This window comes from Acinetobacter sp. 778_lipA (assembly GCF_058242985.1).
Map to the genome: position 1 here is coordinate 2,519,341 of NZ_JBZAYT010000001.1, position 12,701 is coordinate 2,532,041.

Here is a 12,701-nt window from a genome sequence, read left to right on the forward strand (position 1 = left end):
TTTCTACACTGATGTTTATTTCTTAATTGAAAAGGATTAGAGATGTTAGGTTTTCCAATTGGCCTTTTAGTTGCGAATGGATTTGAATGGTATGCACATAAGGTATGGTTGCATGAATTTCCAAGTAAACACCGTAATAGCCCTTTCTTCACACATATAGCACATCATAAACGTGCCAGAACACATGTGTTTCATGATGAAGGATATCGTGAATCTATGTTTAAAAATGCAGAAATTTATAATGAAAAAACCGCATTGTTAGGTATAGCCGCGGTTTCAACTGTATTTTTACCCATTGCACCATTTTTTACTGCCGGCTTATATTATGGGATTTGGAATTATTGGCGAGTACATGCAAAATCTCACCTAGACCCTGAATATGCGCGTAAACGGATCCCTTGGCACTATGATCATCATATGGCTAGTAATCAAAATGCCAATTGGTGTGTTACACGTCCGTGGTTTGATTATATTATGGGAACACGTGTTTTTACTGAGCTTTCGATTAAAGAAAGCAATCCTCTAGGAATAAATCTACCTAAAAATTTTGAAATAATCCTAAACAAGACATCACAGATAATATTTGCAAAATCATATCTTAAAATTACTTCTAAGAGTGCATTGGATATAAAAAGTGCTCGTCAAGGCATCTCATTAGAACTGTAAATTTTAACAAATAAAGTATTAAGGATCATTTAGATGAAACGATTATTACCCAAACACATTGCTGCGCCAAAGTTTTTACATAATTTTATCGATTGTTCAGAGACAATCAACGGAAAACCTTTTGAGGTGAATACGCCAACGCATACACCACGAGGAAAATATTCTTGCGTTCATTATGGGGTTATGATTCCGAATCTTAATGCACCATTTAATTTTTTGAATCTTTTAATTGTGGTTGGTCAACCACGTGTAAAAATTTTTAGAAATCAACATTTGATCCAAACCACTGCGCTTGATACAGCAAATGTATTAATAGGCACAGCAGTGGGTACAGACAAACACTTTAATGGCTATAGTGTAGAAAATGACTGTAAATTGGAAAGTAATGGTTCATCCTTAAAATTTGGGAATGACTTGTTATTAAAAGGCACATATCCAAATTTTCATGCGCATCGTGAAGGTCATGATTTCAATTTTGATTTAAAGATTCGTGCGACTGATAAAATTGCACATTTTGCACAAATGTCATTAGGTTTATATGATCACTGGGCATTATTATGTACATATGAAGGATTTCTTGAATATCAAGGTAAGAAAACCTCAGTTCAAGGACTTTGTACTTATGAATATGCTCGTGCAGTAGATGTAAATTTATATATCAATTATTTTACTTATCATATTTTAAATATCGATGAGAAAACTCAAGTCCTACTTGTCGAAGTTCTTGGCCCATTAAATCTTGTATTGCAACGTCGAGTATATATTCGTTCTACAGATGATCATGGCAGTATTCATTCAAATGGATTTAATTTTAATGTCCATGCATTTCAAGCTCAACGTGTTATAACACCGAATGGTTTATCAATGCGTTTACCTCGTACTTTCTCATGGTGCGTGAATGATAATAATGGAAATTCGTTAATACGTATTGATGGTCTAACAAATGCAGATTTTCAATATGGCATGGCTGGAGGCTATGCAGGAAGCTATCAATACAAAGGTACATTCAAAGGGAGTCCAGTTGAAGGTACTGGTTATATTGAATATTTAGATATCCGTACTGATTAGATTGATGCAACTTTTATCTAGGCGATAAAAAAGGCCTATAAAGCAAGTTATATCCACCTTATAAGCCTTTGATCTATTTAAATATTACTTTGCTACAGACGCTTCTGTTGTAATATTTACAGTAATTTTATCACCTACATTTGGCACGTATGCTCCAACACCAAATGCTGAACGGTCAAATGATGTCGTTGCATTGAAACCAATTGACTGCGCTTTAGTCATTGGATGTTCACCTTGTTTGTTTAAAACAGCATCTAAAATAACTGGTTTAGTCACATCTTTCACAGTTAAATTACCTGTGATTTTGTATTTATTTTTACCTAAAGCTTGAACTTTAGTACTTTTAAAAGTGATATTTGGATACTTTTCAGCATCAAAGAAATCTGCCTTTTTTAAATGTTCGTCTAATGCTGCTACATTGGTATTTAAACTAGCTAATGGAATAGTTACATTGACAGATGAGTCTGCTGGTTTTGCATTATCAACAGAGATCGTACCTTGAATGTCACTGAAGTTTGCTGAAGGTGTTGAAAAACCGAAATGATTCCAAGTAAATACTGTTGCAGTATGTGTTGGATCAATTTTGTAATCTACAGGCTTTGCCATACTGAAAGTTGTAACTGATGCTACGGCCAAACCCAATGTTAATGCTTTAAAGTTCATCTTTATATTCTCGCTATCGAATGGATATTAGTGTATACACTTCCCGTATAAATTCACTGTTATTGATAATACGATATGTTGCATATATGCAACGATTCTATAATGACCATTTTAAAAACTTAATCCAACCCTAAAAAAACAAAACAAGACTTTGTTTTATAATTATTTATTTTTTAAAAAGTAATTAAGAAAAACATTGACCATAGGTCACATTCAAATCTAAAATTTATAAAGCAATAAATTAAACTGAAAACTTTTCCGAAAATTTTATATTGATGATACTGGTCTATTTTTATCTGATGAACATTTTATGGCAAATCTTGCTCAAGTAGAAAGTACACAGACACCTTATCGTGTGACACTCACCCACCCCCAAGGACATACATGGTATGCCGATAAACCTAGCGATAAGGGTGTTCAAGATACAGCACAGAATCCGATTTAATTTCTATTATCTACATAATCTGCTTGTACTGTGAGCAACTTAGAAATGTATTCAAATCATAAAGGGCTAAAATTGAACATGTACAATTAGATTGAGCTTTAAACCCTGAACTAGTTGAGAATAATATTTCAAGGAAAATTTTTCTTAAAGGTGATTTCACCGAGTAGCAACATAAACGCCTGCTTAAAGTTACAGAAAGTTGTCCTGTTCATAAATTATTGACTTCAAATATTCAAATTCAAACAGAGTTGGGAATTGAATGCTAAATGCTAAGCATAGGACAAGCACATATTCATAATAGTAGCGTAAAAATATGATACAAAACGTCCTGTCAAAAATGTTGGCAATTACATCAATCCGTATGGCCTACACTTTGTTTTTCTAATCCCAATTATTTTGCAATTCTTTCCGAGGAAGCTAAAAGTAATCTAGCTGTTATCCATAATGACTTTTGTGTGATTACACACCATGATCAAGTTAACCATTTTATACCTTGTATTTAAAAAAAGTTATTAATCGTTGTTGTGAGCTCGAATTTGGCTTATGGGTATTTGTAGGTGAAAAAAGTTTTCAAGATTATTAAGATCATTTTAATAAAGAAAATCATGAAATCACTTTTTTGGTCGCTGTGTAATTTTCTTTCTGAATATAAATTTGGTGATTCTTCGACACTGATGTCTGTTCATACCCAAACTGGTAATTTAAGAACTATTTTGATTCCATATCTCGCTAAGGAACATCTATTTGTAGATGATTTTTATCATGATATTTCATTGGGCGATGCTGAAAAACGTATTAAAAATATGATGGATCGTTTATCTTAAATTTTCTAGGTTAATATCATTTGAATTATCAAAATTTTATTTATAACTAATTTACTTGAGTCAGTTTTTGTACGATTGTTCTGCAAAATATTTCTAAAATATCAAAGCCCCTTACGGGGCTTTTAAACTTATAACTTCTCAACCAAGACACGATCAACCTGTTTTAAACCAGAGTGCTTTTCATGGTTTTTACGGCGGATCTTAATCAACTTATCTTCTTGAAAATCTTGTAGCAGTAACTCAACAGCAACCATAGATTCAAGCGGCAAATCCTGCCCAATCCACTTTTGCTCACCTGCATCCATCAAGGTAATTTCATCACTAATTTGTTCATAAAGGCTCATATTTTCCTCACTTATGGGATATGTATCACCATGTTTCATGAATACCCAATGAATGGCACAACTATATACCTATTGCAAAAAACTGCTACTAAAATTTAGTTAATTTACAAACCAAGTTCACAAAATAAAACCGCCCCAATTGGGGCAAATAATTTGCTTATAAATCAATTAAATAATTTAGAATGTTGCAATTTTGTTGCACTTTCACGGAAATAACAAATTTCAAATAAATTTGAATACGTTATAAATACACTAATATTTTTAAAATGCAAGTTGAAATAAGCGATGTAAATACCTGCTTCCACTTTAATTAAGGTATTTGCTCTTCATCCCCTTTAAAACACTAAATTCATTATAACTAAGAGATTTTATCAATTTTAAAAATTTTACCAGTGAGCTTACTTTGAAAAAACATTTCAAAACTCGGTCGTATGTCTTCGCCTTCAACTGTAATGTATTTTAAATTTGAAAAACATTGGGTATTAGCGAAATAATTATCCACGGTTGCCTGAATGAGATATTTAATTCCAAACTGGTCTTTAACACTGATACTATGTTTAAGCATTACGATATCCTAATAAAATTTTGGCAGAAATGAAGAATCCACCTAAGTTTTCAGTAACTAATTGAGTTTTTTAAATAACTCTATCATTTAATTTAAATAGTTGATTTAAAGAGGCATAGAAGGTCCGTCCATCTAAATTCAAATCAACTTCAATTCCAGAGGAAAGAAGAACTCTTTTTCCAACCTCTACTGTTTTAAAGCCTTCACGTGTGTTTTGTATTTTATTTAGAGGAATCAAAGACACAAGAATTTCTGTACCATTTTTAGATTTTGCAATTAAATCATTTATTTTTAACAATTTACATCCTAAATTTAAACTTATTAACAATCTTAAAATTAATTTTAAGAGAAAATAAAAAGCACTAATTAGTGCTTTTCTTTTTACTATTTACAATTACTTATACAGCAACAATATTTATAGCATTTGGGCCTTTTTGACCTTGTGCAATACTGAATTCAACGGGTTGACCTTCAGCAAGAGTTTTGAAGCCAGAGCTAGCGATTTCGCTAAAGTGAGCAAAAACATCTGGACCTGATTCTGGCTGAATAAAACCAAAACCCTTGGCTTCATTAAACCACTTAACAGTACCTTTCATAACATTTGAATTAGACATAATAAATCCTATTTTTTAAAAATTTAGCCATTTTATTGACTATTCTGTAACATCGAAATAATAAAGAATGGAGCTTAAAATCTGAAAAAAACGAAGGATTATGACTAATACTGCGGTACTTAGAGAAAATTTACCAAACATGACTTTTTCTAGTTAAGTTTATTGTACACCCAAAACAAAAATAATCAAGTTTTCTTATATATATATTAATTTTATTTATAAAAGTTCTTCATAAATGCTTATAGTTATTAAAATTTAATGTTAAAATTTCATTTATTAACTTACACTTACGATTATTTTTGCTTTATTATTTCTACAAATAAATAATTCTTTTCATTTCATGACATATCTAATATACAAGTCTCTAGAGATAAATGTTACAATATAACAATTAAAGAATGAGTTTTTCATGACAAATCAATATCTTAATAGCAAATTCTATGTTTTAATTTTGGTCTTATTTATATCAATTATGACGACTAATGTAATTCATAATGATTTTTCTGATACTTTATTAACTGTAATCAACAGTTTTATAATTATAAAAATCTTACATGTATTATTTATTCAACTCTTAAATACAATCTTTGAAATATGCAATCCATAGTCCTTTAAAGTTATAAAATTTCTACAATTGTCTTTTGTAATTTCATCTATATTGATAAATTAATAGTTGCCCTTATCATATCTAATTTGATGTAGATAATCATTCTTATTTTGTTTCATATCAGATAACAAAAATTTATTGAATAATTGATTTCATAATCATGGGAATATACAAATTTCAATGATTATTTCTTTTAAAATTTTATGTTCACTCAAAATAATTTCTATATATTGGGTTCTTTTCAATCAGAAAATTTCATCTGTTCCAATTTGTGCCCATTAACTTCAAATTAAATTTGCTTTGCCTTTTGTAACGCCCTTGTTCTTGGTTTATTTTATGGTTTTCTTTTTTGCTAAGAATATTATATTGGTTAATTTCCACATTTCGATCATAAAAGAGCTCACCTTTAGACGAGCTCTTTAAGTTATTTATGACAAAGAACTATTTATAATTAAAAAGCTTATCAGTCATGCTTTTATCAACTTTACTTCTATGTCCGTTCTCAAAATATCGATCTACATGACATCTTTTTGTATTTGTATCACAAAATACCCCATTAGAAAGTGTAAATGCTGATGTGTCAAAATTGCTTTGTGAAAAAGCTTTACTCGCTTTCTTAGTCCCTAAATATTTGGCCGTAAGGGATTTTGATACACCTTTCTTATCAGCACAAATATATTTATCACAAATCACACCTTTTTTAGGTGAAAAAACACTAATGCTTGTTTTTGCTATCACTGAAGAGCTGATGATTAAACATGTGCAACCAATGAGATTAAGAAATCCCTTATAAATTTTCACTTTTGATCCTAAAAAAATAAAGCAAAATTATAAGTTCAATCTGATTAAGGATAAACAATTATTACTTTTAAACTAATATATAAATAAAAAATTACATTATTGAGTATTGATGAACTTGTCAAAAAATAGATTAAAATTTAAGATTTTCAAGCATAATCTGTATTTGAAATATCTCAACTTAACAAAGCTTTCTGATTCCCAGTTTAAGCGTTATACAGGCATATCTCGTTCAACATTTTCTCTAATGGTTGAACAAATGCAGATGCAAATTCCATCTAAAGGCAGACCACCGAAACTGTGTCTTGAAGATCAAGTACTACTCTGTTTAAGCTATTGGAGAGAATACCGAACCTTATTTCATGTTGCTGCAAGTTACGGTGTATCAGAGCCAACAGCTTCCAGAATTGTTCGTCAAGTTGAAGTTAGTTTAATCCAGTCAGGTTTGTTTAATTTACCCAAAGATATCCCCGAAGGTGAAGGTATAGACTGGAATGTGGTGATTGTAGATGCTACTGAAACTCCAATTCAAAGGCCTAAAAAAACAGAAAAAAAGCTATAGTGGTAAGAAAAAGACTCATACGCTTAAAGTACAAGCGATCATTCACTGTAAAACTCAGCAAATACTAAGTTTATGCATGAGCAAAGGCGCTGTACATGACTTTGAACTGTTCAAACGCAATCTGCATTTAGTCCCAACAAATTCATTTATTCTGGAAGATAAAGGTTATCAAGGGATTTATACTATATATCCCAATAGCTTGTTACCGTGCAAGGCTAAAAAACGTTGTGAATTAGATCCTTTACTAAAAACATATAATCGAGAAATTAATAAAAGAAGAATAGGGATTGAGCATGTATTTGGAACATTAAAGACTTTCAAAATCCTTGCAGAGCGATATCGAAATAGATGGAAAAAGTTTGTCTTAAGATTCAATTTTATTGCAGGAATTTATAATTTAGAACTGAGTAAAAGTGAGTTATGAAAGAAGTCTATTTCAGAAGTAACATCATTAACAATAGAAATAAAAATGCCAAGATTCATAGTGCAATTTCGAATTGCATAAAGAATTGTATCTACAATATCTACTACTTCATCTGAAATTTGACTTCATCAACTGAAATAGAGGTTTTGTAGAGGGCTTTAATTACATCTACATAATGTTGGCGTTCTTCACGTGTCATTCATTTTCTCCTGACATAAAAAACCGCCTTTCGGCGGTCATGGTGAATCCATCAAACTATTTGACGGATAAAATTTATTTTTAGTTAATTTTATTTAAACAAAAACTTTGAGCACTACTGCTATCTTTATAATTAAGCTGATTATTGAAACAAGTACAATATTGTCGGGACTTTGTATATTTTACACTCTCAGGAATATTTACTCCTATACATTCCTTTTCAATACCGCCAGATTGAGATAATTGTAATTCACCTTTAACTAATAAAATAAAAAAACCAATACAAATAAATATGACAAATAGAAATAAATATTTATTTTTCATGATTATCTCAATGCAATGAACTCTAGGTCGATACTACTAAATTCAGCCTGTTAATTGAATTATAATTTATAAGCTTTAGAAAATAAAAAAGCCCACTAAAAGTGAGCTTTAAATTTAAAACTATTGAAAATCATATTCTTACTGTAAAAGTAAAAATTCTTGTTCTTCTGTTGTTTGATTCATCCCAAATTGCAACATTGAATCTTGGATTGCCTTTAACATTAATGTTCTATTAGCAGGATTAGACTGATCTATTTCGTCCCAATTATGAGGATTCCGACCATTTTGTGAAGAAATTTGATCTGATTTAATTTTCAAATTTTCTAAAGTTTTCTTAATAAATAAATAACCTTTTAACTTGTCATCCTTAAACACCTTTGTGCCATCTAGGTATGTTCGGTTTATTAAATTTGGCGGAAGATTTAGTTGACCATTTGTTGTATCAGAAAGTACGGCTAATCGACTCCATAATTGATTGTATGGTACTTCATAAACCTCTGCTGTTAATTTTTTTTGTTCTTCTGGCAATGGAGTTAGGCCATCTCCATTTTGAGTACCCGATCGCAAAAGACTTTCAGCCATTTAGCCATTCCTTCAAGGTACCCGCCACCTTTAAATTGATTATAGTCATATTGATAAAGATGAAAAATTTCGTGCGTTCCTGTAACCCAATAATCTCCAGTAAAACTCTCAATATTATTTCGAATATATATGTTAAGAGCACATTTACCTTCTTTGGTTGGTTTATTAATAAATATTGAAGGATTTTCATACGCTACACCATTGCCAGTTAAAGCTGTTAAATGGATATCAATGAATTTTGCCGCACCCGCGTATCGTTCACTATTTAAAGGATGAACAAATCTAAGGCTAGTTAAAGCTTCTGTAGTCGCATTAGCTTGTATTGCTACATTTTCAACATAGTCTGGAATACCATTATTATTAAGATCAGTTTGATTTGGTATGTAATCAGCATTACTTGGATTTGATGAGTAGAAAATTCTAAACTCACCTGATTTATAAACACTATTTAAAGTAGGAAGTGTTGATGTTGACGTACCACATGTTACAGCCGCATATATATGATTAGACATAAATGCTAGCACTAAGCCACTTAATATATTTTTCATCTTTTTACCTTTTAATAATTTTGAGCTTGTCTCATCCTGAATAAATAATTAACAAGAATATATGTAAAATATTTAACCTATATAAATCAAATAATTATTCCATCTTCTAGTTTTAAAATAAAAGCAACATAGATAAATTTCAATATTCATGCGTATTAAAGTAAATAGAAATGAGTAAATAAACTTCCATATAATTTGAATATAAATTTTTTTAATAAACAACAGTTAAGTATAGTGTTTTAAATTATCTAAATAAAAGTGGTCTTAGGTTACTGATCTCACCGTTTACTCATATAATTTCCAATTTTTCTACAGTATTATAATATCTGTTTTTATTTGTATTTCTAAAAAGCAAAAAGCCCACTTAAAAGTGAGCTTAATATCTAGCGGATTACCATAACTTTGCCCACTATAACAAGAAATATGCCATATACCCTGTGCAGGGTCAAGCAGTGTGCTTTATATTGAATAAATGGATACCTCACATTTAATGCATCTAAGCCACACTTCACATCAAAACAAGCATCCCTTTCTGCGCGAGCAATAACTGGCATATCCACTGTACCTGATTTAATAACCATTTGGGGCCATGAACTGCTATAAAAATATCGATCAACTATAGCATCCAGCCATTCATCCAATGCTTCAGATTGACCTTGCATATCTAAGATCAGTCGCCGTACTGCTCTTGCTTCATTGTCTGATATCTCACAACAATGCTTGTTCTTCTTGGGGATTAAGACTTTTGAATCATCATTAATCCAATCAGCAATAACACGCTCTCTATGCTCTGATTATTTAGGTATGGACGCATCCTTGAGTGGGTTACTACCTAACCATATTTTTGTTTCTATGCACCATGCAAAGAAGCCTTGAAACATTATTAGATCACGGCGAACAATTGCCCTCCTTAACGGTTTCTAAACGCAATTCCCTCCATTTAACAAGCATTTCTTTATCTACATTTATCAAAGCCTTTGAACAGTCCATATTTTTTAAAGATGTAATTTATTCTGGTGATTTCTTGGGATGCACCTTTTTTATTTATAGATACATTTTCTCGATATTCAATCAGAGCATCTTTAAAAACTATATGTTTAAAATTTTGCACCTTTTCATTTTTCAAGGTGACCTCAAGTTCTTTGGCCCAAGCTTTTGCATCTCTTGCAGTATCAAAAGTTTTCGATTTAGGTGGATGGGGTTTTATTCTAACTGTTGCTGTTACGCTGCCATTTCGCTTTTAAAAAGTTGCCAGCTTGTTACCCTAGAATTAATAATTCAGTTTTAAGGAAAAAAAGCCATTGTCTGTTATTTTAAAAGATTTAACAAAGGTAAAAAAACGCCCCTGTTGGGGCGATTTCACACCATATAAATCATTAACTTACAATAGATGGTTGCATTTTTGTTGCACTAAATATTTTAAGATATTAAATTTAAACTTTAAAGGATTTAAAAAGTAATCATATTTTAACAATAATTTCGCATCGTTGCACTGCCTGAATCACTCTTTAAGAACTTAAATTATGTAGTGGCAAGTGTTGAGCTTACTACTATTTTTTTTGTGGAAATCAACTATGGGCATAATGACCGTAGTTGAATGACGCTGAGTTGTGAAAATCACAATGCAGTTATTGGGTGCATTCATTTTTGGATAGACCTATCACAAGCCATCTTTGAGTAGGTCAGTGTCGATGATGGTGAATATTGGTGAATATGTTGAAAGAGTACTCATATTGTGAGTACCCTTATTGACCACACTTTTAGTGTGGTTATCTTTAGATACTCAGATTGTGAGTATCAGGTGTTGTGATTTGCACTACCCTTTCGGTAATTACCGAAACGATAGAATAGTCTTCATAAAAAAATTGATTTTATATACATGATACGCAAGTTTTAATGTTGTTTTGGCTAAATTGTCATTACGATTTTTGCTTTTTTGATAGTTTTTTATTCCAAAATTATTCCTAAGAATAAAGCCCTCACTCAGAGGGCCATGCATCCCTCAATCTTTCTGCATCAGCTGCGTGTCCATCAGCTTTTTCTGCCACTGTTCGATATTCAGTAATGCAGTTTTCGAGTATGTCACTGTTGGCAATGGTGTACTCAACGATGGTTTCTTTGGAGGCACTGGACAAGCGACTGTTTGCAATCTTGAGCTGCTTTGACAAGCTGTTAGCGCTGGACTGAGCAAGATCAGCATCAGACTTAATCTGTTTAATTTTAGCATTATAGTTTTGCTCCGCTTTTAACTGTTGTTCAGACCATTGTTTCTCTTTGAGTACTGCTGAGGCTTTGGCCTTGGCATTTTCAGCTTGCAAAACAATTTCAGCCTGTTTGTATTTCTCGATCTGCCCTGTTTTGTGATTCAACAATGCAAGACAAATAATCAATAAAAAAGCGAGAAGTCCAATTAAGATTTCTCGCCATGCTTTTACAGCTAAATAGAGGTAGGTCATTTTAAAAATAACTCCATTTCAGCTTTTCGACGTTTTACGAGTCCAGCCAAGACACGACCACCAGCTTTATTCCACTTTGGAAATTCAGCAGCAGCACCTTTATAGTCTTTGGCATTGAGCTTTTTTAGTAACGTTGATTTGCTAAGATTACCTTCACCAAGATTGTAAGTGAATGAAGACAAGGCATCGAATTGGTTTTGATTAAGAGGCGCTTTCACCAAACGATTGATAGCATTTTCAAATACAACCAACTCATTACGAAGATATTCTTCTGCTTGAGACTCAGTGCATGTGTCACCTTTTTTAACTCTTAAACCATTGGGATATTTGATTGTGCCAAATCCAATGGTCCACACCCCCACACCATCATCATAGGCTTTTAAACGTTTACCTTCAAAGCCTTTGATTAGATTAACGCCTGGGTTACTTGTTTTCATTGCTATCACCTTTCTTTTCTTGCTCAGAACTACCAAAATAGAATCCACATGCTGTTGTCATTGCGCCAGCAATAAAACCCAATGCTGTGTTAATCAGATTGCTGTTTTCCCGTGGCATATCCACAAAAAATAATGCAATGATCAGAACAAACATCAATGTAACCAATGAGAAAGCTAAATAGGCTCTTGTGTTGTCATTATTCATCGTCCTACTTCCTCTAGCCGAGAAACCTTCTCTTTTATCAAAGACTGATCTTGGCTCATCTGAATAATTGAGGAACCAACCCAAGCGCATAGAGAAAACACGACACCAGCAAAAATCCCGAGTAATACACGCAGCACAGAAAGCCCACCATCTTGAGATGCTGTCCGATTTTCTAAGTTGGCGACTTTGATATCTAATGTATCGATATCCTTTTTGTTTTGTTCGCTAGTTTCTTTGTGTGCTTCATTAATGAATGTCAGTCGTGTAACGTGATCTGACAACATACGAATATCACTCTGAATTGAATCAATTTTCTTTTCAAATCTAATCCCATAGGATTCGTTTTCAGACATGTAACCCCCTATTTTTGG

Annotated in this window: 19 protein-coding genes and 2 pseudogenes; 7 read left to right on the plus strand and 14 right to left on the minus strand. The window is 32.0% G+C overall.

The annotated features are described in order from the left end of the window. Positions 1 to 42 precede the first annotated feature (42 nt). Positions 43 to 666, plus strand: coding sequence for a sterol desaturase family protein (locus tag AC4CUY_RS11940; protein WP_419820295.1), 624 nt, complete (start codon positions 43 to 45; stop codon positions 664 to 666). 33 nt (positions 667 to 699) lie between these two features. Then, positions 700 to 1,734 (plus strand): DUF6670 family protein, encoded by a 1,035-nt coding sequence (locus tag AC4CUY_RS11945; protein ID WP_419327795.1) that lies wholly within the window; start codon positions 700 to 702, stop codon positions 1,732 to 1,734. Positions 1,735 to 1,818: 84 nt separating this feature from the next. Here AC4CUY_RS11945 and AC4CUY_RS11950 read toward each other — a convergent pair whose 3' ends face one another. Next, positions 1,819 to 2,397 (minus strand): YceI family protein, encoded by a 579-nt coding sequence (locus tag AC4CUY_RS11950; protein ID WP_336954219.1) that lies wholly within the window; start codon positions 2,395 to 2,397, stop codon positions 1,819 to 1,821. Positions 2,398 to 2,707: 310 nt separating this feature from the next. Here AC4CUY_RS11950 and AC4CUY_RS11955 point away from each other — a divergent pair. The 3 genes and pseudogenes from AC4CUY_RS11955 (at position 2,708) to AC4CUY_RS11965 (ending at position 3,666) form a co-directional block, all read left to right on the plus strand. After that, a pseudogene (locus AC4CUY_RS11955) lies at positions 2,708 to 3,108 on the plus strand (OsmC family protein). A gap of 75 nt (positions 3,109 to 3,183) precedes the next feature. Beyond that, a pseudogene (locus tag AC4CUY_RS11960) lies at positions 3,184 to 3,345 on the plus strand (hypothetical protein); the annotation flags it as partial. Between the two features lie 102 nt (positions 3,346 to 3,447). Continuing rightward, complete coding sequence (locus AC4CUY_RS11965; protein WP_419820293.1) at positions 3,448 to 3,666, plus strand: hypothetical protein; 219 nt, start codon at positions 3,448 to 3,450, stop codon at positions 3,664 to 3,666. Between the two features lie 128 nt (positions 3,667 to 3,794). On the opposite strand, the gene AC4CUY_RS11970 is transcribed toward AC4CUY_RS11965, so the two are convergent. The 5 genes from AC4CUY_RS11970 to AC4CUY_RS11990 all read right to left on the minus strand — a co-directional run bounded on the left by AC4CUY_RS11970 (position 3,795) and on the right by AC4CUY_RS11990 (position 6,567). Further along, positions 3,795 to 4,010, minus strand: a complete 216-nt coding sequence (locus tag AC4CUY_RS11970) for a hypothetical protein (RefSeq protein ID WP_336954222.1) — start codon at positions 4,008 to 4,010, stop codon at positions 3,795 to 3,797. A gap of 358 nt (positions 4,011 to 4,368) precedes the next feature. After that, entirely contained in the window at positions 4,369 to 4,575 is a 207-nt protein-coding gene (locus AC4CUY_RS11975; protein ID WP_419327793.1) for a hypothetical protein, read from the minus strand. Between the two features lie 70 nt (positions 4,576 to 4,645). Further along, on the minus strand, positions 4,646 to 4,873 hold the full coding sequence (locus tag AC4CUY_RS11980) for a hypothetical protein (protein ID WP_336954224.1): 228 nt from the start codon (positions 4,871 to 4,873) through the stop codon (positions 4,646 to 4,648). Positions 4,874 to 4,973: 100 nt separating this feature from the next. Further along, positions 4,974 to 5,189 (minus strand): cold-shock protein, encoded by a 216-nt coding sequence (locus tag AC4CUY_RS11985; protein ID WP_336954225.1) that lies wholly within the window; start codon positions 5,187 to 5,189, stop codon positions 4,974 to 4,976. 1,048 nt (positions 5,190 to 6,237) lie between these two features. Beyond that, positions 6,238 to 6,567, minus strand: coding sequence for a YcgJ family protein (locus AC4CUY_RS11990; protein WP_419327821.1), 330 nt, complete (start codon positions 6,565 to 6,567; stop codon positions 6,238 to 6,240). Between the two features lie 286 nt (positions 6,568 to 6,853). Between AC4CUY_RS11990 and AC4CUY_RS11995 the strand changes: the two genes are divergently transcribed. Both AC4CUY_RS11995 and AC4CUY_RS12000 read left to right on the plus strand, forming a co-directional pair. Continuing rightward, a complete protein-coding gene (locus tag AC4CUY_RS11995) occupies positions 6,854 to 7,156 on the plus strand; it encodes a transposase family protein (RefSeq protein ID WP_490774158.1) in 303 nt (100 codons plus the stop codon). Continuing rightward, positions 7,104 to 7,580: a transposase family protein gene (locus tag AC4CUY_RS12000; protein ID WP_336954228.1), complete on the plus strand. Its 477-nt coding sequence runs from the start codon at positions 7,104 to 7,106 to the stop codon at positions 7,578 to 7,580. The genes AC4CUY_RS11995 and AC4CUY_RS12000 overlap by 53 nt, the downstream gene beginning before the upstream one ends. A 279-nt stretch (positions 7,581 to 7,859) precedes the next feature. Here the strand turns inward: AC4CUY_RS12000 and AC4CUY_RS12005 are convergent, their stop codons facing one another. The 8 genes from AC4CUY_RS12005 to AC4CUY_RS12040 form a co-directional block, all read right to left on the minus strand. Further along, a complete protein-coding gene (locus AC4CUY_RS12005) occupies positions 7,860 to 8,102 on the minus strand; it encodes a hypothetical protein (protein WP_336954229.1) in 243 nt (80 codons plus the stop codon). A gap of 138 nt (positions 8,103 to 8,240) precedes the next feature. Beyond that, positions 8,241 to 8,684, minus strand: coding sequence for a hypothetical protein (locus AC4CUY_RS12010; protein WP_490774159.1), 444 nt, complete (start codon positions 8,682 to 8,684; stop codon positions 8,241 to 8,243). Beyond that, positions 8,636 to 9,232 carry a hypothetical protein gene (locus AC4CUY_RS12015; protein WP_490774160.1) on the minus strand — a complete coding sequence of 199 codons (597 nt, stop codon included), beginning with the start codon at positions 9,230 to 9,232 and terminating at the stop codon, positions 8,636 to 8,638. The genes AC4CUY_RS12010 and AC4CUY_RS12015 overlap by 49 nt, the downstream gene beginning before the upstream one ends. Before the next feature lie 383 nt (positions 9,233 to 9,615). Further along, positions 9,616 to 9,894 (minus strand): hypothetical protein, encoded by a 279-nt coding sequence (locus AC4CUY_RS12020; protein WP_336954232.1) that lies wholly within the window; start codon positions 9,892 to 9,894, stop codon positions 9,616 to 9,618. A 1,317-nt stretch (positions 9,895 to 11,211) separates the two neighbouring features. Then, the gene (locus AC4CUY_RS12025) at positions 11,212 to 11,688 is read right to left on the minus strand and encodes a hypothetical protein (protein WP_490774161.1); all 477 of its coding nucleotides are present in this window, start codon (positions 11,686 to 11,688) and stop codon (positions 11,212 to 11,214) included. Continuing rightward, on the minus strand, positions 11,685 to 12,125 hold the full coding sequence (locus tag AC4CUY_RS12030) for a lysozyme (protein ID WP_490774162.1): 441 nt from the start codon (positions 12,123 to 12,125) through the stop codon (positions 11,685 to 11,687). The genes AC4CUY_RS12025 and AC4CUY_RS12030 overlap by 4 nt, the downstream gene beginning before the upstream one ends. Continuing rightward, positions 12,112 to 12,330 carry a hypothetical protein gene (locus AC4CUY_RS12035; RefSeq protein WP_314340918.1) on the minus strand — a complete coding sequence of 73 codons (219 nt, stop codon included), beginning with the start codon at positions 12,328 to 12,330 and terminating at the stop codon, positions 12,112 to 12,114. Before AC4CUY_RS12035 ends, AC4CUY_RS12030 begins: the two co-directional genes overlap by 14 nt. Continuing rightward, a complete protein-coding gene (locus tag AC4CUY_RS12040; protein WP_004724919.1) occupies positions 12,327 to 12,683 on the minus strand; it encodes a hypothetical protein in 357 nt (118 codons plus the stop codon). Before AC4CUY_RS12040 ends, AC4CUY_RS12035 begins: the two co-directional genes overlap by 4 nt. Between the last annotated feature and the right edge of the window lie 18 nt (positions 12,684 to 12,701).